The organism is Pseudomonas sp. GW821-FHT10B02 (assembly GCF_059415665.1).
The window spans coordinates 195,600-220,378 of the sequence record NZ_JBWKNR010000005.1 but is presented as its reverse complement, the minus strand read 5'-3'; the positions used below and the strand labels follow the sequence as shown (position 1 = coordinate 220,378).

Here is a 24,779-nt window from a genome sequence, read left to right as displayed (position 1 = left end):
TATCAATACCCAGGACATTCGGCACATGGTGCATCGCTTACTTGCCGGCGCTTTCGCTCTGTTCATCAGCGGCGTGGCGTTGGGGCAAGCCCCTCAATCGAGCTCGGCTATTTCGTATACCCGGGACATCCAACCGATCTTCACCGAGAAATGCGTGGCCTGCCACGCCTGCAACGACGCGGCCTGCCAGCTGAACCTGGGCAGTGCCGAGGGCGCTTCGCGGGGCGCTTCCAAGGTGCCGGTGTACCAAGGTGATCGCAGCAAGGCCGTGGCCCCGACCCGCTTGTTCTACGACGCCACCAGCACCGAGGCCTGGCAGCGCAAAGGCTTTTACTCGGTACTCGACAACCAGGGCAGCCAGGCAGCGCTGATGGCGCGGATGCTTGAACTGGGCCACAAGACGCCGCTGACACCCAACGCCAAGTTGCCTGAAGAAATCGTGCTGGGCCTGAACCGCAACAACCTGTGCCCGTTGCCCGGCGAATTCGATGCCTATGCCGGCGCACACCCCAAAGAGGGCATGCCGCTGGCGGTCACCGGCCTCACCGATGCCGAGTACCAGACCCTGCAACGCTGGCTCGCCGCCGGTGCGCCGGTAGAACACAACCCGATCCAGCCGAGCGCCACGGAAGCTGCGCAGATCGCCGACTGGGAAGCGCTGCTCAACCGTCCGGGCTCGACCGAGGCGCTGGTCGGGCGCTGGCTGTACGAGCACCTGTTCCTTGCGCATATCCATTTTGTCGGCGGCGAACAGGGTCACTTTTTCCAGTGGGTACGTTCGCGTACGCCCAGTGGCCAGCCGATCGACCTGATCGCGACGCGTCGCCCCAACGATCCACCGGGTACCGACTTCTATTACCGGTTGATGCCGGTGCAGGGCGCGATCGTGCATAAAACCCACATCACTTACCCGATGGGCCCGCAGAAGCTCAAGCGCGTCAAGCAGCTGTTCTACAGCGGCGACTGGCATGCCAAGGCGCTGCCAGGCTACGGTCCGCGCCACCGCGCCAATCCTTTCGAAACCTTCGAAGCAATCCCGGCCGTGGCCCGTTACCAGTTCATGCTGGATAACGCCGAGTATTTCGTGCGTACCTTCATCCGCGGCCCGGTGTGCCGGGGTCAGATCGCCACCGACGTGATCCGCGACAACTTCTGGGCGCTGTTCCAGGAGCCGGCTCACGACCGCTACCTGACCGATGCCGAGTACCGCGGCCAGGCCACGCCGTTGCTGGCCATGCCCGGGCAGATCGATGACGTGGGCAGCATCCTGAGCCTGTGGCATGCCTACCGCGACAAGCGCAACGAGTACGAAAGCCTGCGCCGCGAGGCCTATGCCGACATGCCGGCGCCGAGCTGGTCGACCCTGTGGGCCGGTAACGACAACGCATTGCTGACCATCTTCCGCCACTTCGACAGCGCCTCGGTAACCAAGGGCCTGATCGGCGACGTGCCGAAAACCATGTGGCTGTTCGACTACCCGCTGTTCGAGCGCACCTACTATCAGCTGGCGGTCAACTTCGATGTCTACGGCAACGTCTCGCACCAGGCGCAGACGCGCTTGTACTTCGACCTGATCCGCAACGGCGCCGAGGTCAATTTCCTGCGCCTGATGCCGGCCGGACAGCGCGGGGCGATTCTCAGCGACTGGTACCAGAACAGCGGCAAGGTGAAGATGTGGATGGACTACGAGGAGATCGACACCGATACCCCGAGCGCATTGCAACTGGCCGCCAATGATCCCAAACGCGATTTCGGCCTCAAGCTGATCCAGCGCACCGGAAGCCTCAATGCCGCGCCCGACCCGATCAACCGTTGCCAGGGCGCCTATTGCTCTCGTCCGCAGATGAACGAAGAGTTTCGTGACGTCGAGCAGACCCTGAGCCGTCTGGTGTCGCGTCCGGCTGCGGGGCTGAAGGTCATCAGCCAGTTGCCTGAAGCGACCATGCTGCGGATCGAAGGGCAGGGCGGCCAGCGTCAGGTCTACAGCCTGTTGCGCAACCGGGCGCACAGCAACGTGGCCTTCATGCTCGGCGAGGCGTATCGCTACCAGCCGGGTCTGGACACCCTGACCCTGGTCCCTGGCGTGCTCAGCAGCTACCCGAACTTCATGTTCAACGTCACCGCAGCCGATGTTCCGGAGTTCGTCGAAGACCTGGAAGCGGCCCGCGATGACCCTGAGCGGTTTGAACGCGTGGTCATGCGTTGGGGCGTGCGGCGCAGCCATCCGCAGTTCTGGCAGTACTTCCACGACCTCAACAGCTACATCAAGGAAACCGATGCGGTGGAGGCGGGCGTGCTTGACATGAACCGCTACGAAAACCTCTGAGCCGGGTCGCCGGGAGGGTCGCCTGACCTTTCCCGGCGCTGCCAGGCTTTCCCGACAGAATTACTAGGACTTTGTTCGGCGGCCAGGTTGGCGTAAACTGCCGACAAGTCTGTGAGGAACTTCCATGAGCGCCATAACTATTACCGACGCCGCGCATGATTACCTGGCTGATCTGCTGTCCAAGCAGAACACCCCGGGTATTGGCATTCGCATCTTTATCACCCAGCCGGGCACCACTTACGCCGAAACCTGCATTGCCTACTGCAAGCCGGGCGAAGAAAAGCCGGAAGACACTGCTGTGGGTCTGGCCAGTTTTACTGCCTACCTGGACGCGGTCAGTGTGCCGTTTCTTGAAGATGCAGTCGTCGACTACGCCACCGACCGCATGGGTGGCCAGCTGACCATCAAGGCGCCGAACGCCAAAGTGCCGATGGTCAACGAAGACAGCCCGATCAACGAGCGCATCAACTACTACCTGCAAACCGAGATCAACCCGGGACTGGCCAGCCACGGCGGCCAGGTCAGCCTGATCGAAGTGGTTGAAGACGGTATCGCCGTACTGCAGTTCGGTGGCGGCTGCCAGGGTTGCGGCCAGGCCGACGTGACCTTGAAGGAAGGCATCGAGCGGACCTTGCTTGAGCGTATTCCTGAGCTCAAGGGTGTGCGTGACGTGACTGACCACAGTCAGAAAGAGAACGCCTACTACTAAGGCGTTTTATCGCGGGGCAAGCCCGTTCCTACAAATCATCTGTAGGAGCGGGCTTGCCCCGCGATTCATTTCAGTACCAGGACGCACCAGGTAAACGCCCGCATCACTGTCCAGTTGCCATTCTGGCAACGCCCGCTGCAGGTTGCCGCAGTCCAGGCTCTTCATCATCCAGTCGCCGCCGGCGATGATGCCTACGCCCGCCCGGGCTACGCCAAGCAACGCTTCGTTATCGTTGCTCTGCATCGAACTCTGCACCTTTGATGGTCTGCAACTCATCCTGGCGATACAAATGCCACTGCGGATAAGAACGCAAGATCATGTTCAGTACCTCAGATCAGTTGTAGGTGGCTGCGAGGATATTTACTGATGGCATGATCAACAATTACCTGAAAAGGCAGATCAGTGCTGCATGCAGTGCAGCAATGCTGGTTGGCCCGCTATGTGCTTTACCCCCTGGAACTGCATGTTTACAGGGATCCGCTGCATGACGCTTGCTCAACCACTCGACCTCGCTGCCCGCGATACCGGCTGGAGTGCCGAGTTGAGACTGCGCTTTGTCCGCCGTGCAGCGAAGACCTGTATTGGTGCGCGGCGGCATTTCGGTCCTCTTTTGGTGCAGCGGCCGTTCTACCCCGAAGGCGCGCCGTGTCACGTCTATGTGCTGCATCCGCCCGGTGGCGTGGTCGGCGGCGACAAATTGGTGCTCGATGTGCACCTGGAAGCAGGCAGTCATGCGCTGCTGACCATGCCCGGGGCGACCAAGTTTTACCGCAGCGGCGGCGACACCTCGACCCTGACCCAACACTTTCACCTGGCACCCGACAGCGTGCTGGAATGGTTGCCCCAGGGCAGCATCTGTTTTCCCGGTGCCCGTGTTCGCCTGGAAAACCGCTTCAGCCTGTCGCCGGGTGCGCGCCTGCTGGCCTGGGAAACCCTGTGTCTGGGGCGGCCGGTGATGAACGAGCTGTTCAGCCATGGCGCGCTGGACAGCCGTCTGCAGATCGATGTGCCCGATGACCCCGGCCTGCACGAACGCCTGCGCATCGAAGGTGGCCAGTTGCAGAAGCTCGGCGGCTACCCGTTGCAAGCCACTTTCTGCGCCTACCCGGCCAGCGAAGCACTGCTCGAACAAACCCGCGCCCTGATCGACGACTCGAGCGTACCCGCCGCAGCGACCCTGCTCGGCCAACTGCTGGTAGTGCGTCTGCTCGATGACGACAACCAACGCCTGCAATCCACCCTGCAGCGGCTATGGCATGCCTTGCGACCGGCCGTGGTCGGCCTGGCGCCATGCCCGCCGCGTATCTGGGCTACCTGAGAGAACGCCATGGAGCTGACCCCGAGAGAGAAAGACAAACTGCTGCTGTTCACCGCCGCGCTGCTTGCCGAGCGCCGCTTGGCCCGTGGCCTGAAGCTCAACTACCCGGAAGCGGTCGCGCTGATCAGCGCCACGGTGATGGAGGGGGCGCGTGACGGACGCACCGTTGCTGAACTGATGAACCTGGGCCGTGAAGTGCTCAGCCGCGAGCAGGTGATGGAAGGCGTGAGCGAAATGATTCCCGACGTGCAGGTCGAAGCGACGTTTCCCGACGGCACCAAGCTGGTGACCGTGCACGATCCGATTGTCTAGGAGCCCAGGATGATTCCCGGAGAAGTACAGGTCGCCGAGGGCGACATCGAACTCAATGCCGGCTGCCCGCACTTCAGTGTCACGGTGGCCAACCATGGCGACCGGCCGGTGCAGGTCGGCTCGCATTATCACTTCTATGAGGTCAACAACGCCCTGGTGTTCGAGCGCGAGCCCACCCGCGGCATGCGCCTGGACATCGCCGGCGGTACTGCCGTGCGCTTCGAACCGGGCCAGGCGCGCACCGTGACCCTGGTGCCGTATGCCGGCAAGCGCGAGGTCTATGGCTTCCAGGGGCGGGTGATGGGCAAGCTGGAGGCGCAAGGATGAGTCGGATTTCCCGCAGGGCCTACGCCGATATGTTCGGCCCCACTGTCGGTGACCGTGTGCGCCTGGCCGACACCGAGTTGTGGGTCGAGGTGGAAAAGGACTTCACGATCTACGGCGAAGAGGTCAAGTTCGGTGGCGGCAAGGTGATCCGCGACGGCATGGGCCAGGGCCAGATGCTCGCCGCCGAGGCCATGGACCTGGTGTTGACCAATGCGTTGATCATCGACCACTGGGGCATCGTCAAGGCGGACATCGGCATCAAGAACGGACGCATCCATGGCGTCGGCAAAGCCGGTAATCCCGATGTGCAGCCCGGGGTGACCCTGCCTGTCGGCGCGGGCACCGAGGTGATCGCCGCCGAAGGCAAGATCGTCACCGCTGGCGGCATCGACTCGCACATCCACTTCATCTGCCCGCAGCAGGTGGAGGAGGCGCTGACCTCGGGCATCACCACCTTCATCGGTGGCGGCACCGGGCCTGCCACCGGCACCAACGCCACGACCTGCACCTCCGGGCCCTGGTACCTGGCGCGCATGCTTCAGGCGGCCGATGAGTTGCCGATCAACATCGGCCTGCTGGGCAAGGGCAACGCCTCGCAACCACAAGCCTTGCGCGAGCAGATTCATGCCGGCGCCGTGGGCCTCAAGCTGCATGAGGACTGGGGCTCGACCCCGGCAGCCATCGACTGTTGCCTGACGGTGGCCGAAGAGCTAGATGTGCAGGTGGCCATTCACACCGACACCCTCAACGAGTCCGGCTGTGTCGAGGACACCCTGGCGGCCATCGGTGACCGCACCATCCATACCTTCCACACCGAAGGGGCGGGCGGCGGGCATGCCCCGGACATCATCCGCGCGGCGGCCTTTGCCAACGTGCTGCCATCGTCGACCAACCCGACCTTGCCCTACACCATCAACACCGTGGATGAGCACCTGGACATGCTCATGGTCTGCCATCACCTGGACCCGAGCATTGCTGAAGACGTGGCCTTCGCCGAATCGCGCATTCGCCGCGAAACCATCGCCGCCGAAGACATCCTGCATGACATCGGAGCGTTCTCCATGACCTCGTCCGACTCGCAGGCCATGGGCCGGGTCGGTGAAGTGGTACTGCGCACCTGGCAGGTCGCCGACCAGATGAAGCGCCGCCGTGGCCCGCTGGCGCCAGACAGCAGCTACAGCGACAACTTCCGGGTCAAACGCTACATCGCCAAATACACCATCAATCCGGCGCTGACCCATGGCATCGCCCATGAAGTCGGTTCGGTAGAGGCAGGCAAGCTTGCCGACCTGGTGCTCTGGCCCCCGGCCTTTTTTGGGGTCAAGCCAGCGTTGGTGATCAAGGGCGGGATGATCGCCATGGCACCGATGGGCGATATCAACGGCTCGATCCCGACCCCGCAGCCGGTGCATTACCGGCCGATGTTCGGCGCCCTGGGCGCGGCGCGCAATGCCACGCGCATGACCTTCCTGTCGCAGTCGGCCCATGAGCGCGGCGTCCATCAACAGTTGGGCTTGCGCAGCCTGATCGGCGTGGTCGATGGCTGTCGCACGGTGCGCAAGGGCGACATGGTGCATAACGGCCTGCTGCCATTGATCGAAGTGGATTCGCAAACCTACGAGGTGCGTGCCAACGGCGAGCTGCTGGTGTGTGAACCAGCCACGGTGCTGCCGATGGCGCAACGTTATTTTCTGTTCTGAAGGAGCGAGCATGATTGTCTTCACGCGTCGGCTGAATGAAGCCGAGCAGGTAAGCACCACGGTGACCCTCAGCCTGGACACCCGGATCAAGAGCCGGGTGCGCGTCACCCTCGACGACGGTCGCGAGGCCGGCCTGATGCTCGAACGCGGCCAGTTGTTGCGCGGCGGTGAGCTGTTGAGTGATGAGCTGGGGGCTGAAGTTGTTCGCGTGGTGGCGGCGGCCGAGCAGGTTTCCACCGTGCGCTGCGATGACCCGCTGCTGTTGGCGCGCGCCAGCTACCACCTGGGCAATCGCCATGTGCCGTTGCAGATCGAAGGCGGCTTTTTGCGCTATCAGCATGATCACGTACTGGACGAGATGGTTCGCGGCCTGGGCTTGCAGGTGGCGGTGGAGCAAGCGCCGTTCGAGCCTGAAGCCGGTGCCTATCAGAGCGCGCCGCATAGCCATGCGCATAGCGACCATCTCTTTGTACGTGTGGCACAGCACTGATTTTTGATAAGGAGCATCACCATGAAAAACACCCTGGCCCTCGTTTTGTTGCTGGTTGCCGTACCGGCTTTCGCTCACCCCGGGCACGATGCCAATCCGCTGCAGGATGGTCTGCTGCATCCGCTGACCGGCCTGGATCACCTGTTGATGCTGCTCGGTACCGGTGTCCTCGCGGCCTTGACCGGGCGCACCCTGGCGCTACCGCTGCTGACCCTCTGCGCCATGTTCGGCGGGGCGCTGCTCGGGCATCTGTTCGGCGGTGTGATCGGCATGGAGCAGATGATCATCGGTTCGCTGCTGGTCGCTGCTGCCGCCTTGTTGTTGCCTGCTCGGCAACTGATGCTGGCCTTGGCCATGCCGCTGTTCGCGCTGTTCCACGGTTGGGCCCATGGTGTTGAAGCCAGCCCCGGCGCGTTCTGGATGTTCAGCGCAGGCTTTGTCACGGTCAGCGGTCTGTTGCTGTTGGCAGGCTTTGCCGCAGGCTGCCTGCTGCGCCGGCACCGAGGCCTGCAACAAGCCTTCGGCGGCGGCCTGCTGGCAGGTGCCGCAGTGGTGCTGGCCGGTTGATGAGCAGCGATCTCAAGCTGTTGCGCCTGCTGCAGCTGGCCAGCCCGAACCTGCCGGTGGGTGGTTTCACCTACTCGCAGGGGCTGGAATGGGCGGTGGAAGCCGGCTGGGTGCAAGGCGCCGAAGGCTTTCGCAACTGGCAGCGTCAGCAGCTGGAAGACACTCTCGGCTACCTCGACTGGCCATTGTTGGCGCGCCTGTACCAGGCGTGCCGCGACGATGATGGCGAAGCGTTCGCGCGCTGGAGCCAGTTCTTGCTGGCCAACCGCGAAACTGCCGAGCTGCGCCTGGAAGAACGCCAGCGTGGCATGGCCCTGGCGCGGTTGCTGGACGGCTGGCAGTTGTGCCAGGCGCCCGAGTGGCGAGCCAGCCTGGGTTTGAGTCAGTTGGGCGGCATGGCCTGGCTAGGCGTGCATTGGGATATCCCGCTGCGCGATCTGGCGCTGGGCCATGGCTTCGCCTGGCTCGAAGGCGCAGTGATGGCCGGGGTCAAGCTGGTGCCCTTTGGTCAGCAGGCGGCCCAGAGTCTGCTGCGCGACCTGTGTGAAGCACTGCCCGAGGTGCTGCAACGTGCCCTGCAACTGCCCGACGAGCAGTTGGGCGGTGGCTTGCCGCTGCTGGCGATTGCCTCGGCCCGCCACGAAACCCAATACACCCGATTATTCCGATCCTGAGGAACGCTCCATGCAAAGCTATCAGCAACCCCTGCGCGTCGGTGTCGGCGGCCCGGTCGGCTCCGGCAAGACCGCGCTGCTCGAAGCCCTGTGCAAGGCCATGCGCGATCACTATGAAATCGCCGTGGTGACCAACGACATCTACACCAAGGAAGACCAGCGCATCCTCACCGAAGCCGGGGCCCTGGCCCCCGAGCGCATCGTCGGTGTGGAAACCGGCGGCTGCCCACACACCGCCATACGCGAAGACGCCTCGATGAACCTGGCGGCGGTGGAGGATCTGGCACGCAAGTTCGGTAACCTCGAAGTGATCTTCGTCGAGAGCGGCGGCGATAACCTCAGCGCCACCTTCAGCCCCGAACTGGCCGACCTGACGGTCTATGTGATCGATGTGGCCGAAGGCGAGAAAATCCCGCGCAAGGGCGGGCCGGGAATCACCAAATCGGATTTTCTGGTGATCAACAAGATTGACCTGGCGCCCTATGTGGGGGCGTCACTGGAGGTGATGGAGAAGGACACCCAGCGCATGCGTCCCGAGCGGCCCTGGACCTTTACCAACCTCAAGACCGGGCAGGGCTTGCAGCGGGTGATCGATTTCATTGTCGAGCGCGGGATGTTGGGCGCAGGGCACAGATAACGTCACCACACTGATGCCTGTAGGAGCGGATTCAGCTGTCACCGAAATGTACTGCCAGCCATACGGTCAGCAGTACACTGTCAGTCCACTCGACCCGGTGCCGACAATGGGCCGGGATCTCGACAAAATCCCCGGGCCGCAGCACCCGTTCACTACTTTCATGCGCAAACCGCAGTCCGGCCGAGCCACTCAGTACCACCACCCATTCCCCCTGCGGCTGGTCATACCAGAAGTCCGCCGGGCTCGCCTGACCCTGCGAGACAATACGTTCGATACGCACGCCCGGACGCGCCAGCAGTTCGTCGAAGTGTTCCTGTGTCTTGTCCACAGGAAGGGGACTAAACAGATTGTTGAGCATCGCTGTAAGACCCTCGTCTGGCACCAGATTGTGGTTTAAGGTGACGTCTGCCACTCATGATAGGGAATCATCATGAAACACCCGCTTTTGCAGCCCCTGTGTGTCGCGATGCTGATGAGCACTTGCCTGCCTGCCTTGGCCGCATTGCCCAGCGCGCCGTCCTACATCGATGATAGCGGCTACCCGGCGGCGGCCAAGCAGCGCATCCTGCCGCCGATGTTCGAGCAGACCCTGGCCAGCACCCGCTACATCGCCAAGGCAGACAACCCGCTGATCACCCAGGCCGAAGCCAGCGGCTTCAACCAGACCAGCGATTACCAACAGACGCGTGATTACCTGAGCAAGCTGGTTGCGGCGTCCGGAGGCAGTATCGTGCTTCACGATTTGCCGGAGAAAAGCGCCGAAGGCCACCCGATGGTCATGGCCATTGCCTCGCTGGAAGTCGACAAGTCGCCGGCTGGCCTGAACGAGTCGGGCAAGCCGACAATCTTCGTCGAGGCCGAGATTCATCCCGGCGAGGCCAACGGCAAAGACGCCATGTTCATGCTGCTGCGCGACATGACCACCGGCGACAAGCCGCTGGCCAGCGTGCTGGAGAAGGTCAACATCCTCTTCATTCCCACCGTCAACATCGATGGCGACCTGCGTCGCAGCGCCTACGGGCGGATCAACCAGAACGGTCCGCAGGAGACCGGTTGGCGGGTCAACGGCCTGAACTACAACCTTAACCGTGATTTCACCAAGCTCGACAGCGCCGAGATCCGCAACGTCGCTTGGGTATTCAACACCTACGAGCTGAGCTTTTTCGCCGACACCCATTCCACCGATGGCGCCATGTACCCCTACGACAGCTCCTATTGCCACAACGGCAACGGCTGGTCGCCAGCCAGCAGCGCGTGGATGGATAACGTCATGCGTGGGCCGGTGTACAAGGCGCTGGAGGCCGACGGGCATGTGGTGCATGAGTGCATCAGCCTCAACGACAACCAGGACCCGAGCAAGGGCTACTACCCGTACCGCACTGACTACGCGCGGTTTTCCAACCAGTACGGTGACATTCGCAACGTCCCCTCGATTCTCATCGAACAACACGCCTTGCATCCCTACCAGACCCAGGTGCTGGGTAACTATGTGATGCTCAAAAGCATGTTCCAGGTGATTGGCGAGCAATCGGCATCGCTCAAGGAGGCGATCCGTCAGGACCGTGAGCGGCTGGAAAACCAGCAGGAGGTGGTCCTCACCTGGAAGCCGGGCAAGGCCCAGACCACCCCGTTCAGTGTCGGCGACTACCGTTATGAACAGTCGCCGATCACCGGTGCCAAGACCATTGTCTGGAGCAACAAACCCAAGCAGCTGACAGTTCCGGTGACCGGCAATACCGAGCCGGACCTGGTGACCAAGCGTCCGCAGCAGTACGTCGTGCCCGGCCAGTGGCGCGAGGTCATCGCCCGGCTCAAGGCCCACGGCATCCAGATGACCACTCTGGACAAGCCCAAGGCGATAGCGGTCACCCTGTACCGCATGGACGAGGTCAAGGTGGCGGGCGGATTCGAGCCTGATCGAGCGCAAACCAACCAGATCCCTGGCTATGAAGGCCGTCTGCTGGTCAGCGGGGTAGCCAGGCCATTCGAACGCTTGCAGACCTTCCCGGCAGGTTCGGTGGTAATCGACCTTGATCAACCGTTGGGTGTGCTGGCGGTCAACTTGCTGTACCCCGAAAGCCCTGATTCGTTCTGGGCCTGGGGATTCTTCAACTCGACCCTGGTGGTGGCGGAAGAGCCTGAGGAGTACGTGATGGAGCCCATGGCGCGCAAGATGCTCGCCGAGAGCCCTGAACTGAAGGCCGAGTTCGACAAGAAGCTCAAGGCCGACAAGGCCTTTGCCGCCAGCCCCAGTGCGCGCTTGCAATGGTTTTACCAGCGTACGCCGTTCTATGACGTGAATGCCTTTGTTTATCCGGTGGGGGCGGTGTTCTGAAGCCGGGCGCGGGACAAACATAATGATAAGAGAGGAAACGATGGTCGCGGTTCAAGCAAATGGCGCACAGGTGTCGATAGCAACGCTCGAAGCGTTCAATCAGTGTGTTCTGCAGTTGGCTAGCCTGGCCCGTGAGCAAGGCAGCTCGCATTTCATCGCCGACGGCTTGCAGGCCTTCCGTCAACTGGTGCCATTCGCCTCGGCCTGGTGGGGGGAAATGTCTGCGAGCGTTTCCAGTGCGCCACTGCAGAGCTGGATGCACGGGCGCATCGACCTGCCGGCATCCTTTGCTACCGAGTGGCGTCACGTCGCAGGCCTGGACAGCTTCGCCCACGACACCCTGGCCAAGCCGGGCAGGGTGATTCGCGACAGCGAGTTCACCGATCCGGTCGAGGCGGTCAACGACTTTGCCCGGCGCTACGACCTCTATCACCTGATGTGCATCACCTTCGAACTGCCGGAGAGCGGTCTGAGCTTTTTCGTCTGCTTGTACCGGGGCGAGGATGAGCAAGCGTTCAACGCCAGTGAGGAGGGGCTGTTTGCCGCCTTCTGCGCCCACTTGCTGCAATTGTGGCGTTTCCAGGTACAGGACATGATCCGCCTCGACACCGGCAACGGTGCCAGTGATTTCGGTGTCGCCCGTCTGGATGGCAGCCTGCTGTACGTCGGGGCACGGCTGTGCGCGGCGATACAGCGTGAGGTGCCGGGCTGGAGCGGCTCGGTGTTGCCCGCCGAAGTCACCGCGCAGTTGCACCAGGTGCCCTGTGTGATGCGCCTGGGGCGCTGTGCGCTGACCCTGAGCCCCAACGCCGAGCATGTGATCCTGTCACTTGAAGCGCCGCCTCCTGGCGTGGTGCTTGCGCCCCGCGAACGCACGGCGGCGATGCTGTTCGCCGCAGGCCATTCCTACAAGGAAATCGCCCGGATGCTGTCGCTGAGCCCGGCCACGGTGCGTACCTACCTGCGTAATTGCTATGCGCAACTGGGGGTCAAGAGCAAGGTGGAACTGGGCTCGGCCTTGCGTTCGGCAGCACCGGTGGTGGAAAAAATCGTCTGACCCTCCTCATTTGCGGAGGTCCGTTCTTTTGTTGCGCGCTATAGGGTGTGCCCAGAGCCGATAAAAACAAGAGAGCGTTCCGATGCAACGAGTGATCCCCAACCTGTTGGCCGCGACCCTGGCCTTTTCTTCCTGGCAGGCCATGGCCGCCGCTGACCTCGTGCTGGTCAACGGCAAGGTGTACACCGCCGAGCCCGGCCAGGCCCTGATGCAAGCGGTGGCGGTCAAGGATGGCAAGATTGTGCAAGTGGGCACTGACGCGCAGATCAATGCGCTGGCCGATGCCCACACGCAACGTATCGACCTGGCCGGCAAGGTGCTGATGCCGGGCATGATCGACACCCACAGTCATCCGGTAGCGGGCGCCTTCGCCACGCTGGGGGCTAACCTTGAGGATCAGGTCAAACCGCTGGCGGAACTGGAGCAATGGATACTTGCCGAGGTCAAGGACGGGCGCGGGCGTGCCGCTGATGTCATCAGTATCGCCAACGTGAGTTCGGCCTATTGGGAGAAAAGTCGTGAACTGGGCCAGCTGTTCAACCAGGGCCGCTGGGCGGATCAGCCGTTGGTGCTTAACGGCATCGACGGCCACACCGGCTGGGCCAACAACGCCATGCTCAAGCGGCTGAAGATTGACGCCGCACGGGTCAAGGGCATGTCAGAACAAGACCGCAGCTATGTCGGTCACGAGGCTGACTTCACGCCGAACGGCTATTTTTCCGAATCGCAATGGGACCAGGTGCGCAGTCAGATTCCCGCTGCCAGTGAAGAGGTCATGCTCAAGGCCGCCCGTGAAGCGGTGCGGATCAACAATCAGTACGGTGTGACCGCCTGGATGGACGCCGCCGCCAACGCTGGCAGTGACGATTCGCTGTTTGATTTCAAAGCCACCGAGCAGAGCTACGGCGTGCTGCCGCTTTATCGCACGCTGGCCGAGAAGGGCGAGCTTAGCGCGCATGTTGCCGCCTTGATGATTGCCAACCCCAAGAGCCGGCCAGCGGACCTTGAGGTGTTGGCCAGCGTGATGAACAAGTTTCAGGGCGTGCCCAACTTGAGCTTTCCGGGGATCAAGGTCTTCGTTGACGGTGTGCTGGAGTATCCCGGGCAGACTGCCGCGGTGCTTGCGCCCTACAAGAACAGCCAGAAAAACGGCCAGTTGCTGATCGAGCCCGAACACTTTGGGGAACTGGTGGCTGCGGCGGAACAGCGCGACTGGATCGTGCATATGCACGCCGTTGGCGACCGGGCGGTGCGCGAGTCACTGAACGGTGTCGAGTACGCGCGCAAGCTCAACAGCAGCGCCAAGGCGCACAGCATCAGTCACCTGCAACTGGTCGACCCCAAGGACTTCCCGCGTTTCAAGCAACTGGGGGTGATCGCCTCGATGCAGCTGCTTTGGGCCACGGGGGAGAGCTACACCGTGGAGCTGGTCAAACCCTACATCAGTGCATCGGCGTACAGCTATCAGTACCCGGCCAACTCCCTGCAACACGCCGGGGCAATGATTGCCGGCGCCAGCGACTGGCCAGTGTCCAGCCCCAACCCGTGGAACGCCATTGCCCAGGCGGTTACCCGCAAAGGGCCGTTGGGGGTGCTCAACGCCAAGGAAAGTGTCGACCGTCAGGTCATGTTCCAGGCCTATACCCTCAATGCCGCCAAGACCCTGCGCCTGGACCAGCAGATCGGCTCATTGGCGCCCGGCAAGCAGGCTGACCTGATCGTCCTCGATCGGGATGTGTTCAAGGTCAGCAACGATGAGTTGTTCGACACCCAAGTGCTGAAGACTTTCTTCGCCGGCAAACAGGTCTACGCCCCCGCGTCCTGACCGCTCTCTTTGACGAAGCCTGGTTCCTTGCGCCGCGAGGGGCCCGGTTTCGCCTGCACGAATCTACCCGCACACCGATAACAACAAGGGTTTTGTATGAACGCACGTGCCATTTTTTCCCTCGCCAGCTTGTTGCTGACCCCTTTGAGCAGTCAGGCGCTGACGCTGAGCGAAGACTTCTCCCTGGAGGTGGAACTCACCGTTGCCAGCGACTATCGCAGCCGGGGTGTCTCGCAAACTCTTGGCGATCCGGCCCTGCAGGGCGGCGCTACGCTGATCCACAGCAGTGGTTTGTACCTGGGGGCCTGGACTTCGAACGTGGATTTCGGCTTTGACTTCAAGACCCGGCAGGAGCTGGAGTACTACGCCGGTTGGTACTGGCAGGCGAGCGATGCCATTAGCCTTGATCTGGGGTACATCAAATATGCCTATCCCAAGGAGGGCCAGTTCAACCTGAGCGAGGTTTACGCCATCCTCGATGTTTACGGGGTGCAACTGGGGGCCTATTACTCCGATGACACGCCGAATGTCTTTGGTGAGGATCAGGACACGCTCTACACCTATCTCGGTTATACCTTTGCGCTGCCGGGTGAGGTGGGGCTGGCGTTGCGGGCAGGGCGCAACGATGTGAAAGATCCGGCGTTCTGGTCGGCCAGTGGCGATGACCGTAAGGCTTATTACGAGTGGGAGGCGAAGCTTAGCCGTGAGTTCGTCGGGGTTACCTGGGGGGTGAGCTATGTCGACACTGATCTGTCGAAAAGCGAGTGCTTTGGGTGGTACGGGTATGATGATTTGTGCTCGGCGACGGTGGTGGTCAGTGCCAGCAAGACGTTTTGATGGCTGAAGGGGGGCTGTGGGAGCGGGCTTGCCCCGCGATGCGGCCTTCGATTGGCCCGCATTTTTTGAACATATCCATTGGCGAAGGTGGCGCTGAGTCACCTTTCCGCCCTTACGGCGGGTCCCTTTGGCAAACGCCCCAAAGGAACACAAAGGTCTCGCCCCACCAGGGGCCCTACGCTGCGCTCCGGGTTCCCTCCTTCCGGTGTCGCTACGGGGCATTGCGAGCTACGAGTTGCAAGCAACTCTACGCTTCGCAACTTCGGCTAACGCCGAAGGCGCTGCGCGCTAGCCCCTCCACGACACCTCCACTCGGCCCTACTGGTTAACGGGGCCGGTGGATCAAGATCAAAAGCAGATCAAAAGCAGATCAAGATCAAGGGCACAATTCGCTTCGCTCTTGCTGTTCGTGGGCGACCGTAATAGCGGCTTTAATCATGTATTGTTCAGAGCCACCGCTTTTAGAAGGCTGTTCATGCCCCTCAACCACGATCGCAGCCCTTTGCAGGTCTTTCTGGTTTTCCTGCGCCTGGGTTTGACCTCTTTTGGTGGGCCGGTTGCCCATCTTGGCTACTTTCGCGATGAATTCGTCTGCCGTCGCGGCTGGTTGAGTGAGCGCAGTTATGCCGATCTGGTGACGCTCTGCCAGTTTCTGCCCGGCCCGGCCAGCAGTCAGGTCGGTATGGCGCTGGGGCTGGCGCGCGCGGGTTACCCTGGCGCGCTGGCGGCCTGGCTTGGCTTCACTTTGCCTTCGGCCCTGGCGCTGATGCTCTTTGCCCTGGGTATCGCTAGCTTCGGTGAGGCCATGCCTGAGGGTATTTTGCATGGGCTGAAAGTGGTGGCGGTGGCGATTGTGGCGCAAGCAGTCTGGGGCATGGCGCGTAACCTTTGTCCGGATGCACCAAGGGTGACGCTGATGGCTATTGCAGCCTGCTTGGTGCTGCTGGTGCCCTCGGCCTGGGCGCAGGTGGGGGTGATTGTGGTGGCCGGTATTGCTGGCCTGTTCATGTTCGAACCGGCGAAGACCCTTGAGCATGATCCGCTGCCGATCACCGTCAGCCATCGCGCAGGCGTGTGCTGGCTGACGCTGTTTTTTCTCCTGCTGCTGGGCTTGCCGCTGCTGGCTGAACTCTGGCCCAGCCAGACCTTGAATATGCTGGACGCCTTCTACCGCACAGGGTCGCTGGTGTTTGGCGGCGGCCATGTCATCCTGCCTTTGCTCCAGGCTGAGGTCGTGCCCTCGGGCTGGGTCAGCAACGAGACGTTTCTGGCCGGCTACGGCGCTACCCAGGCCATGCCGGGCCCCTTGTTCACGTTCGCGGCTTTTCTCGGTGCATCACTGCACGGGCCGCAGTCCGGCTGGCTCGGCGGTGTGCTGGGGCTGATCGCGATCTTCGCGCCGTCGTTCCTGCTGGTGTTTGCCGCGCTGCCATTCTGGGAGCAATTGCGGCGCAATGTGCGCATGCAAGCGGCCATGCTCGGCATCAACGCGGCGGTGGTTGGCCTGTTGCTGGCGGCGCTGTATCGACCGGTATGGACCAGCGCCATCTTGCAGCCAATGGACTTCGCCTTGGCACTGGTAGCGCTTGTGGCGTTGATGGTCTGGAAGCTGCCGCCGTGGCTGGTGGTGATCGGGTGTGGTGCTGCCGGCTGGTTGCTGTAGGCGCGGGCTTGCCCCGCGATAAGGCTGCCGGCAGCGTTGGCCCGTACGAGCGCTAGCGATCCTGCGCCAGTAACCGCTCGATCTGTGCCATCTCCCAGGTGCTGAGCAGGCTGACCGGGTTGGTGCCATAGCGTTGCCAGGTGTCCAGCGAGCCCTCTCGGCCATCCGGGTGCCTGCAGTGTTCGCAGTGGTGCAGGCGGTTCCCTTCAAAATCCAGCAGCAGTTGCCAGCCATCGATATCGACCCATAACTGTCCGTCGAGCTGATGCTGTTGCACAAGCTGCAGGGAGCGTACGCCGAGGGCGGCGTCGCGCAATTGTTGGTAGACCTCGCGAGAGTGCAGGGTGGGCATCGGTATCAGCTCGGTAAATGCCAAGTGTAGCGTGGCAGCCCTTCAGGCATCACGCAGCAAATCCTGGGCATCCAGCAGCCGGTAGGCGATCTGTGGCTGACGCTCCAGCGCCCGGCGGATGGCGGCAGGGATACTCTGCCGGGTCTTGCGGCACAGGCCTGGCAGTTCTTCGATTTGGATGTTGAAGCCACGCATGGTCCGCACTTCGTTGTCGCTGGGGCTGATCTGCAGGCGAATGCCGAGGTTCTCAAAGAGCTTGCGCTGCATGTGCTCCAGGTCTGCCAGGCTCTGCAGATTCTCCAGGCGCTCGAGCAGGCGTTTTTCTTCCTCGCGGGTCAGCAGCAGGATGCGCATGTCCTGCAGCGTTTCACGGCCGCAATTGCAGGCGCCGGGCGGGCAGGGGGAGCGGGTTGGCAGGGAGGCGTTCATGACCTCCAGCATAGCGACGCCAACAGGCTTTTGCCCAGAGGCGAGCCGCAGCCTGTCGTCGGGCGGCTCGCCTGCTGTCGCTTAATCCTGCTTGAGCTTCCAGGTGCCCGGCAATGACAGGTCACCGGAGCTGATGTCCCACACACTGCTGACGCACAGCAGCGGGTTGTGCAGGTCGGCGTTGACCTTCAGCGCTGCGGTTACACCGTCGTAATTGAAACTCTGCGGAAAGCCAACCGCCGCCAGCGGTACGCTGATCTGTGCAGCGTTCTTGTCCACGCTCAGTGCGTAGCCGGGAGAGTCGATGTAGATCGGCGCACCCGGCCAGGTGGCGGGCAGTTTCGGTTTTGCCCCTTTGGGTATGTCACGCACCTTGAGCCCGCTCGGGCCGCAGCTTTCATCTTTGCTCAACACCACCCAGTGGGAGTGCCACAGGCCACCGTCGTTGTCGGTTTTGCCATCGCGGTTTTCATCGAGCTGCGGGGTGTCATCGAAGTCCGGGTGCGAGGTCAGGGCCAGGGCCAGAATACCGGCCTTGGCTTCGAAGCCGACGCTGCTGCTGTCCAGGCTGGTGGGCCAGACATAGCTGTAGACCTCAGCCCCGGCAAACGAGCCCTTGGCGCTCGGCAGGCGGCTGCCGGCTTTGCCGTCGACCAGTTGTTCGAACACCAGATTGTCGCCTTGCTTGAAGACGCGGGTCTGGACCAGGTCGAAGGCGGCTTCGGCATTGCCTTTGGCGCTGCTGATGCCAGGGTTTTCATGGGCCCAGACCTGGGTGGCGAACAGGCTGAGGGTGAAGGCCAGGGTACGTTTCATCGGATGCTCCTGCTGGGTTTATGGTTTCGAATCGATACCAAATAGCCTAAGCTCATCCTGGCCTTTGTCAATATAGTTTTTATTCGATACTATCTATCGACGTGATCAACCGAGGCTAAACACCGTGCTATTCGACCTGTTGGAAAGGCTGTCGAGCCTGACCCGCGTGTGGTTTCGCCAGCACCCGTTGTTGGCCGATCTGCAGCCGATTCAGCTCAGCGCCTTGCTGTACCTGGCGCGCTGCAACCGTTATTCCAATACCCCGCTGGCGGTAACCGAGTACCTGGGACTGACCAAGGGCACGGTCTCGCAATCGCTCAAGGCCCTGGAGACCAAGGGCTTGATCGTCAAGACCCAGGATGCTGCGGACAAACGCAGCGTGCACCTGAGCCTGACCGAACCCGCCCGGGCCTTGCTCGATGCGGTGATGCCGCCGGATTTTCTCGCTGCGGCCAGTGCGCGCATGGGCACGCGTGCCCAGGATCTGGAAAACCTGCTGGCTGACCTGCTGCGTACGGTCCAGCGCAACGAAAACGTGCCGGGATTCGGCCTGTGCAAGACCTGCCGGTTTCATCGCAAGACTGCCAGCGGCGGCTTTTGTGAGCTGACCCAGGAGCCGCTGACTACAGGCGAGCGCGATCTGATTTGCCGCGAGCATCAACTCGCCGAACTGACGGAGTAATGCCGATGAAGCTTGAAGCTGTTTTGACCGGTAAGGCCGTACCCTTCACCCGGCCAGGTTCCAGTAGTGCTATTGCCAAACAGCCACGCAACGGCGAACTGGCCGTGACAGAGCTCGGCCTGGCCGGCGACGAACAGGGTGATCTGCGGGTGCATGGCGGCAAGGAAAAAGCGATTCATCATTACCCGCGCGAGCACTATGCGCTGTGGGCTGAAGAGCTGGGCGAGCACCCGTTGCTACAGGCGCCCGGTGCCTTTGGCGAGAACCTCAGCACCTACGGCTGGACCGAGCAGAGCGTGTGTCTGGGCGATCGTTTGCGGGTGGGCACGGCGGTGCTGGAAGTTTCCCAGGGGCGTATGCCGTGCTGGAAGCTCAATGACCGCTTCGGGGTCAAGGACATGTCGTTGCGCGTCCAGCAAAGCGGTCGTACCGGTTGGTATTACCGGGTGCTGGAGGAGGGCGTGCTGGCAGCGGGGATGGCCTTCGAACTGCTCGAACGGCCTCATCCGCAGTGGTCGGTAGCGCGGCTGTCGTCAGTGTTGTTCGACAAGCGCGTGGACCGTGAAATCATTCGCCAGTGTCTGGAATTGCCGCTGGTGCCGAACTGGCAGCGAACCCTGGCGCGGCGCCTGGAACAGGCTGAAGTGGAGGACTGGGCCCCGCGTCTGCAGGGGCCACAGGTGTAAAATTCTTCGCGGGGCAAGCCCGCTCCCACCAGGATTGTGATAACCCGGTGGGAGCGGGCTTGCCCCGCGAAAAGACTCAAGGCGTAATCGCGACTTTCATCACCCCGTCGCGCTGATGCGCAAACAGCTCATAGGCGGCCTCGATATCGTCCAGCTTGAAGCGGTGGGTGACCAGCGGCTTGAGATCGACGCTGCCACTGCCGACCACTTCCATCAACCGGCGCATACGCTCCTTGCCACCGGGGCACAGGGTGCTGACGATGCTGTAGTCGCCCAGCCCTGCGGCAAACGCCGACAGCGGGATGTTCAGGTCGGACGAATACACGCCCAGGCTCGACAAGGTGCCGCCCGGACGCAGGATGCGCAGGGCCGATTCGAAGGTTGACTGGGTGCCGAGCGCTTCGATGGCGACATCTACACCGCGGCCATGGGTCAGGGCCATGATCTGCTCCACCACATTGCCCTGCTTGAAATCGACCACATGCGTGGCCCCCAGCTGACGTGCAACGGTCAGTCGCGCAGCAACGGTGTCGACACCGATGATAGTGGTTGCGCCCATCAGCCGGGCACCTGCCACGGCGCACAGGCCGATAGGCCCGAGGGCGAACACCGCGACTGTGTCACCGATCCGCACGCCACCGCGTTCGGCACCGGAAAAGCCGGTGGACATGATGTCCGGGCACATCAGCACCTGTTCATCGCTCAGACCGTCGGGGATTGGTGACAGGTTGGCCATGGCGTCTGGCACCAGTACATATTCGGCCTGGCAGCCATCGATGGTATTGCCGAACTTCCAGCCGCCTGCGGGGCGAAAGCCGTGTGGCGTGCCTGGACCGTCCTGGGACGCGCAGCCGCACAGGCAGGCGTAACTGTGGCCGCTGGGGGTGATCGCACCGGCGATGACCCGTTGGCCCTCAGTGAAGCCTTGAACCTGGCTGCCGAGCTTTTCAATGATGCCAACCGGCTCGTGACCGATGGTCAGGCCTTTGGCGACCGGGTACTCGCCGCGCAGGATGTGCACGTCGGTGCCGCAGATTGTCGTGGTGGTTACGCGCACCAGCGCGTCGGAAGGCCCCACTTCGGGGATAGGTTTTTCATCCAGAACAATGCGGTTCTTTTCAACGAAGATTGCCGCTTTCATGCGTGACATGGCCATTTCTCCTGAACAGGTGTGCGTGGCTGGGGCGTGCAGTCTGCGTTCAGGGTGCGCGTTTGGCGGGCGTAAGGCCAGTGATCAGGATCAATAGGAGGGTGAACCTGTGGGAGCCGGCCTTGCCGGCGATGGGGCGCGAAGCGTCCCTGGCCCGGCTATGCCGGGCATCGCCAGCAAGGCTGGCTCCCACTGGATCAGGCCGCCGAGCTCAGTTTGTTGCCACCATGAGCCTTGACCATCTGCTTGCGGCAGGCGTCGCCAAAGGCCTGGAACATCTTCACCGAATCCGGGTTCTTCGCTGCTTGCCATTCCGGGTGCCATTGCACGGCGAACAGGAAGGGCGACAGGCTTGGCGCGTGGATGGCCTCTACCAGGCCATCTTCAGCGTGGGCCAGCGGCTCGATGCCTTTGCCGAGGTTTTTCAGGCCCTGGCCGTGCAGCGAGTTGACGCGGATCTCGTCGCTTTGCAGCAGCTTCTGCAACCAGCTGCCTTGCGCCAGACGCACGCTGTGCACCGCGCTGTACTGCACGTCCACCGGATCTTCGGGGTTTTCCCGGTGATCGTTGAAGCCGGCTTCTGCGTAGACCTTCTGGTAGATGTCGCCACCCAGGGCTACGTTGATTTCCTGCATGCCACGGCAGATGCCGAAGATCGGCAGGCCACGGGCGATGGCGGCTTTCACCAGGGGCAGGTCGAACAGGTCGCGGTCACGATCCTGGGCTTTGCCCGGGGTCTGGTTTTCCTGGCCGTAGAGCGCTGGGTCGATGTTGCTGCCAGCACCGGTGAGGTAAACACCGTCAGCCATGTCCAGGTAGGTTTCGAGGTCTTCGATACCGCAGCAGGTCGGTACCAGGACGGGTACGCAACCGGCATGTTCAACCAGCGGCACGATGTATTTGTGAGTCATGACCTGATAGTCGTGACCTTTGCGCTCCTGGGCGCCCATGGTCATCAGGACGACGGGTTTGCGAAGGGTTTGTTTCTTATTGCCAATGTTGCTGTTGGGCATATGTCACCTTGGGACAGGCGCGGCCTGTCATTATTGTGCAGGCGCGCTGCTGAAACCTTTGCGCTACCTGAGGTTTCGAGCACTGCCGGAAGGGCGCTTTGGGCCCGTATTTCCGGTCGAAACCTGTCATACAGCTTGCCAGAGCCGTTTAATATGTCAAACGACTTCAGATTGCGCGGGCGAAGCTTGTCATTGCCTCGGTGCAATTATCGCTGTGCATGCCTTGCCAGCCGGCACTGTGGGCGTTTTTTGCGGTTAATTATATTTGACAGCCAAGCGGCCACTGGCCACCTATACTTGATGCCATCGGCAACAGCCTGCTGTCGTTGACCGGGTCAAGACGCCTCTGATCCTGTGGTCGTGCCTTTGTAGTCGGCGGATGCGAGTCGTCCTCTCTCAACGCTGCAAGGGGTACAGATCATGGATATCGTCAGTCTGGTGGTTCAGATCATTGCCGGGGTAGTGGGCGGCAATGCTGTCGGCATGAGCAAACAAAGCATGGGGCCTGGGCTCAACTCGATCGTCGGGGGTATCGGCGGGGTCGTGCTCGGGCAGATTATCGCGGCGGTAACCGGTGAGCCTGCGGCTGCGGCCGCCGGTGGCGGAGTGGACCTGGCAGCGCTGATCAGCAGCATTATCGGCGGCGGTGCCGGGGGCGCGGTGCTGACCTTCATCATCGGCTTGATCAAGTCGAAGATGCATCCGCAATAAAGGTGAATCTATCGCGGGGCAAGCCCGCTCCCACCGGGTCATCACAGTCCCGGTGGGAGCGGCGGTGCGACGACTCGACTTGCCCCGCGATTGCGTCAGTGCAAAATCTGCGCGAGAAAGCCCTTGGCTCGCGCCGTCTGAGGGTTATTGAAAAACGCCTCCGGGCTGGCATCTTCAATAATCTGCCCGCCATCGAGAAACAGCACCCGCTCGGCCACCTGACGGGCAAAGCCCATTTCGTGGGTGACGCAGAGCATGGTCATGCCGGTGTCCGCCAGTTTCACCAGCACATCCAGCACTTCGGCGACCATTTCCGGGTCGAGCGCCGAGGTCGGCTCGTCGAACAGCATGATCTTCGGTTTCATGCACAGCGCCCGGGCAATCGCCACACGCTGTTGCTGGCCGCCAGAGAGCTGGCTGGGGTATTTGTTGGCCTGGCTCTCGATACCCACCTTGTTCAGGTAGAAGCGCGCACGTTCCTCTGCGTCCTTGCGCGACAGACCGCGCACGCTCATCGGCGCCAGGGTGCAGTTGTCCAGCACGCTCATGTGCGGGAACAGGTTGAAGTGCTGGAACACCATGCCGATTTCACTGCGCACATCGGCGGCCTGGCGGGTAGTCAGGGCCAGGTCAGTGTCGTTGACGCGGATGTGGCCCTTCTCGGCGATTTCCAGGCGGTTGATGCAGCGGATCAGCGTGGACTTTCCCGAACCCGAAGGCCCGCACAGGACAATACGCTCGCCCTCGCGCACATTCAGGTTGATGTCGCGCAGCACATGATAGGCGCCGTAGTGTTTGTTCAATCCCTCGATGCTGACCACAATCTTGCGCGGGTCGGCGTGCGGGGCAGGGCTGGTTGCTGCAAGGCTCAGTGAAGCGGTCATATTGTTATTCTCCCGCGATCAATTGAAGCGTGCCGCGCTGTAGGGCGCAGGGTCGGTAAAGGTCGCCTCGCCGGTGATCATCTCGGCCAGCAGGCGGCCACTGACCGGCCCCAGCGTCAGACCATGATGGGCGTGGCCGAAGTTGAACCACAGGCCCTTGTGCCGTGCCGCCGGGCCGATCACCGGGCGCATGTCCGGCAGGCATGGGCGGCGCCCCAGCCACGGCTGGGCGTCGAGGCGCTGGCCAAGGGGGAAGATCTTGCGCGCCAGGGCTTCACAGCGCTTGAGCTGAATCTCGTTGGCCGCGTCGCCGCTGGCCGCGAACTCGATGCCGGTGGTCAGGCGGATACCCTGGGCCATCGGTGCGAGTACATAGCCGCCCTGGCCATCGCAGATCGAATGCTTGAGTTCGGCACCGTCACGGCCCTGGTAATGCATGTGGTAGCCGCGTTTGATTTCCAGCGGAATGCGATAACCCAGCGGCTTGAACAGGTCAGCCGATTGCGGGCCGAGGGCAATTACCACTTCAGCTGCGGTGATCGGGCCCTGGCGGCTGTCGACCTGCCATTCGCTGGCGATCTGGCGTAGGGTGCGTGCATCGCCATGGATGAACTGGCCGCCACGTTTGACGAACAGGGCGGCGTAGCCACGGGTCAGGCCGCCGGGGTTGGTGACGGTCTTGGGGTCGAGCCAGTGGATGCCGCCGACCACGTGGTCGCTAAGGTCGGTTTCGCGTTGATGCAGTTGCTGGCGATCAAGCACCTCGTAGCTCAGGCCGTAGGGCGCCAGGGCATGGGCATCGGCTTTAGCCTTGCTGAACGCGGCGTCGTTGCGAAACACCTCGATCCAGCCATTGGCCTTGACCAGATCGCCAAGCCCGGCGGCATCGATCAGGGCGTCGTGTTCTTCCACGCAACGCTGCACCAGCGGCAGCATGGCCTGGGTGGCAACCTGCAGACCGGCGGCCGAGGAGTTCTGCCAGTACTTGAACAGCCAGGGCGCGATCTTCGGTACATGGGTCAGGCTGTAGCGCACGTCGGACTGGCGATTGAGGCCGTAGCGCAGCAGGCTCGACAGCTCCCGCGGAAAGGCATAGGGAATCACGCTGGAACGCTCGATCAGACCGGCGTTGCCATGACTGGTGCCGCTGCCGGGCTCGTCGCGGTCGATGAGGATGACCTTGCGACCGCGGGCCTGCAGGTGAAGGGCCGTGCTGACGCCGACGATACCGGCGCCCAGAACGATGGTTTGACAATGCATTGGAACGGTCCTCACAGCA

Annotated in this window: 27 protein-coding genes; 18 read left to right on the top strand and 9 right to left on the bottom strand. The window is 62.3% G+C overall.

All coding sequences use genetic code 11. From position 1 onward, the window contains the following. The first annotated feature begins 25 nt into the window (after nt 1-25). Together AC07OF_RS10640 and nfuA are read left to right on the top strand one after the other, a co-directional pair. Nucleotides 26-2,326, top strand: a complete 2,301-nt coding sequence (locus AC07OF_RS10640; RefSeq protein ID WP_495072861.1) for a fatty acid cis/trans isomerase — start codon at nt 26-28, stop codon at nt 2,324-2,326. Between the two features lie 124 nt (nt 2,327-2,450). Beyond that, nucleotides 2,451-3,035, top strand: a complete 585-nt coding sequence (gene nfuA / locus AC07OF_RS10635) for a Fe-S biogenesis protein NfuA (protein ID WP_028941949.1) — start codon at nt 2,451-2,453, stop codon at nt 3,033-3,035. A 6-nt stretch (nt 3,036-3,041) separates the two neighbouring features. Here the strand turns inward: nfuA and AC07OF_RS10630 are convergent, their stop codons facing one another. Further along, nucleotides 3,042-3,278 carry a hypothetical protein gene (locus AC07OF_RS10630; RefSeq protein WP_495072860.1) on the bottom strand — a complete coding sequence of 79 codons (237 nt, stop codon included), beginning with the start codon at nt 3,276-3,278 and terminating at the stop codon, nt 3,042-3,044. Between the two features lie 241 nt (nt 3,279-3,519). Here AC07OF_RS10630 and AC07OF_RS10625 point away from each other — a divergent pair, with 241 nt between their 5' ends. From AC07OF_RS10625 to ureG, 8 genes are read left to right on the top strand one after another with little or no spacing between them, the layout of a single operon-like run. Beyond that, a complete protein-coding gene (locus AC07OF_RS10625) occupies nt 3,520-4,353 on the top strand; it encodes an urease accessory protein UreD (RefSeq protein WP_476446942.1) in 834 nt (277 codons plus the stop codon). Nucleotides 4,354-4,362: 9 nt separating this feature from the next. Continuing rightward, on the top strand, nt 4,363-4,665 hold the full coding sequence (locus AC07OF_RS10620; protein WP_107023374.1) for an urease subunit gamma: 303 nt from the start codon (nt 4,363-4,365) through the stop codon (nt 4,663-4,665). 9 nt (nt 4,666-4,674) lie between these two features. Continuing rightward, nucleotides 4,675-4,992: an urease subunit beta gene (locus AC07OF_RS10615; RefSeq protein WP_495072859.1), complete on the top strand. Its 318-nt coding sequence runs from the start codon at nt 4,675-4,677 to the stop codon at nt 4,990-4,992. Further along, on the top strand, nt 4,989-6,692 hold the full coding sequence (gene ureC, locus AC07OF_RS10610; protein WP_157192848.1) for an urease subunit alpha: 1,704 nt from the start codon (nt 4,989-4,991) through the stop codon (nt 6,690-6,692). Before AC07OF_RS10615 ends, ureC begins: the two co-directional genes overlap by 4 nt. Nucleotides 6,693-6,702: 10 nt before the next feature. Beyond that, nucleotides 6,703-7,182, top strand: coding sequence for an urease accessory protein UreE (gene ureE, locus AC07OF_RS10605; protein ID WP_157192847.1), 480 nt, complete (start codon nt 6,703-6,705; stop codon nt 7,180-7,182). A 21-nt stretch (nt 7,183-7,203) separates the two neighbouring features. Further along, a complete protein-coding gene (locus AC07OF_RS10600) occupies nt 7,204-7,749 on the top strand; it encodes a HupE/UreJ family protein (RefSeq protein ID WP_157192846.1) in 546 nt (181 codons plus the stop codon). Beyond that, entirely contained in the window at nt 7,749-8,423 is a 675-nt protein-coding gene (locus AC07OF_RS10595) for an urease accessory protein UreF (protein ID WP_157192845.1), read from the top strand. Before AC07OF_RS10600 ends, AC07OF_RS10595 begins: the two co-directional genes overlap by 1 nt. 10 nt (nt 8,424-8,433) lie before the next feature. Continuing rightward, on the top strand, nt 8,434-9,060 hold the full coding sequence (gene ureG / locus AC07OF_RS10590; protein WP_157192844.1) for an urease accessory protein UreG: 627 nt from the start codon (nt 8,434-8,436) through the stop codon (nt 9,058-9,060). Between the two features lie 31 nt (nt 9,061-9,091). Here the strand turns inward: ureG and AC07OF_RS10585 are convergent, their stop codons facing one another. Next, nucleotides 9,092-9,418 carry a cupin domain-containing protein gene (locus AC07OF_RS10585; RefSeq protein ID WP_157192843.1) on the bottom strand — a complete coding sequence of 109 codons (327 nt, stop codon included), beginning with the start codon at nt 9,416-9,418 and terminating at the stop codon, nt 9,092-9,094. Nucleotides 9,419-9,490: 72 nt separating this feature from the next. Between AC07OF_RS10585 and AC07OF_RS10580 the strand changes: the two genes are divergently transcribed. The 5 genes from AC07OF_RS10580 (at nt 9,491) to chrA (ending at nt 16,777) form a co-directional block, all read left to right on the top strand. Continuing rightward, on the top strand, nt 9,491-11,395 hold the full coding sequence (locus AC07OF_RS10580) for a M14 family metallopeptidase (protein ID WP_157192842.1): 1,905 nt from the start codon (nt 9,491-9,493) through the stop codon (nt 11,393-11,395). A 40-nt stretch (nt 11,396-11,435) separates the two neighbouring features. Then, complete coding sequence (locus AC07OF_RS10575) at nt 11,436-12,452, top strand: helix-turn-helix transcriptional regulator (RefSeq protein ID WP_157192841.1); 1,017 nt, start codon at nt 11,436-11,438, stop codon at nt 12,450-12,452. An 82-nt stretch (nt 12,453-12,534) separates the two neighbouring features. After that, on the top strand, nt 12,535-14,277 hold the full coding sequence (locus AC07OF_RS10570) for an amidohydrolase (protein WP_157192840.1): 1,743 nt from the start codon (nt 12,535-12,537) through the stop codon (nt 14,275-14,277). A gap of 96 nt (nt 14,278-14,373) precedes the next feature. Continuing rightward, a complete protein-coding gene (locus AC07OF_RS10565; protein WP_157192839.1) occupies nt 14,374-15,114 on the top strand; it encodes a TorF family putative porin in 741 nt (246 codons plus the stop codon). Between the two features lie 475 nt (nt 15,115-15,589). Beyond that, entirely contained in the window at nt 15,590-16,777 is a 1,188-nt protein-coding gene (gene chrA, locus AC07OF_RS10560; protein ID WP_157192838.1) for a chromate efflux transporter, read from the top strand. A gap of 52 nt (nt 16,778-16,829) precedes the next feature. Here chrA and AC07OF_RS10555 read toward each other — a convergent pair whose 3' ends face one another. The 3 genes from AC07OF_RS10555 to AC07OF_RS10545 form a co-directional block, all read right to left on the bottom strand. After that, entirely contained in the window at nt 16,830-17,129 is a 300-nt protein-coding gene (locus tag AC07OF_RS10555) for a DUF7693 family protein (RefSeq protein WP_157192837.1), read from the bottom strand. A 42-nt stretch (nt 17,130-17,171) separates the two neighbouring features. Beyond that, complete coding sequence (locus tag AC07OF_RS10550) at nt 17,172-17,558, bottom strand: hypothetical protein (protein WP_038611460.1); 387 nt, start codon at nt 17,556-17,558, stop codon at nt 17,172-17,174. Nucleotides 17,559-17,639: 81 nt separating this feature from the next. Beyond that, complete coding sequence (locus tag AC07OF_RS10545) at nt 17,640-18,374, bottom strand: hypothetical protein (protein ID WP_157192836.1); 735 nt, start codon at nt 18,372-18,374, stop codon at nt 17,640-17,642. 124 nt (nt 18,375-18,498) lie between these two features. On the opposite strand from AC07OF_RS10545, the gene AC07OF_RS10540 reads away from it, so the two are divergent. Then, nucleotides 18,499-19,056 carry a MarR family winged helix-turn-helix transcriptional regulator gene (locus AC07OF_RS10540; protein WP_157192835.1) on the top strand — a complete coding sequence of 186 codons (558 nt, stop codon included), beginning with the start codon at nt 18,499-18,501 and terminating at the stop codon, nt 19,054-19,056. A gap of 5 nt (nt 19,057-19,061) precedes the next feature. Then, complete coding sequence (locus AC07OF_RS10535) at nt 19,062-19,742, top strand: MOSC domain-containing protein (RefSeq protein ID WP_371261974.1); 681 nt, start codon at nt 19,062-19,064, stop codon at nt 19,740-19,742. Nucleotides 19,743-19,818: 76 nt separating this feature from the next. On the opposite strand, the gene AC07OF_RS10530 is transcribed toward AC07OF_RS10535, so the two are convergent. Both AC07OF_RS10530 and AC07OF_RS10525 read right to left on the bottom strand, forming a co-directional pair. Next, a complete protein-coding gene (locus tag AC07OF_RS10530) occupies nt 19,819-20,892 on the bottom strand; it encodes an NAD(P)-dependent alcohol dehydrogenase (protein ID WP_157192834.1) in 1,074 nt (357 codons plus the stop codon). A gap of 197 nt (nt 20,893-21,089) precedes the next feature. Continuing rightward, nucleotides 21,090-21,905 carry a gamma-glutamyl-gamma-aminobutyrate hydrolase family protein gene (locus tag AC07OF_RS10525; RefSeq protein ID WP_157192833.1) on the bottom strand — a complete coding sequence of 272 codons (816 nt, stop codon included), beginning with the start codon at nt 21,903-21,905 and terminating at the stop codon, nt 21,090-21,092. A 420-nt stretch (nt 21,906-22,325) separates the two neighbouring features. On the opposite strand from AC07OF_RS10525, the gene AC07OF_RS10520 reads away from it, so the two are divergent. Further along, a complete protein-coding gene (locus AC07OF_RS10520; RefSeq protein ID WP_038611444.1) occupies nt 22,326-22,616 on the top strand; it encodes a hypothetical protein in 291 nt (96 codons plus the stop codon). Nucleotides 22,617-22,711: 95 nt separating this feature from the next. Here the strand turns inward: AC07OF_RS10520 and AC07OF_RS10515 are convergent, their stop codons facing one another. Together AC07OF_RS10515 and AC07OF_RS10510 are read right to left on the bottom strand one after the other, a co-directional pair. Beyond that, nucleotides 22,712-23,500 (bottom strand): amino acid ABC transporter ATP-binding protein, encoded by a 789-nt coding sequence (locus AC07OF_RS10515; RefSeq protein WP_157192832.1) that lies wholly within the window; start codon nt 23,498-23,500, stop codon nt 22,712-22,714. Nucleotides 23,501-23,518: 18 nt separating this feature from the next. Next, a complete protein-coding gene (locus AC07OF_RS10510; protein ID WP_157192831.1) occupies nt 23,519-24,760 on the bottom strand; it encodes an NAD(P)/FAD-dependent oxidoreductase in 1,242 nt (413 codons plus the stop codon). Between the last annotated feature and the right edge of the window lie 19 nt (nt 24,761-24,779).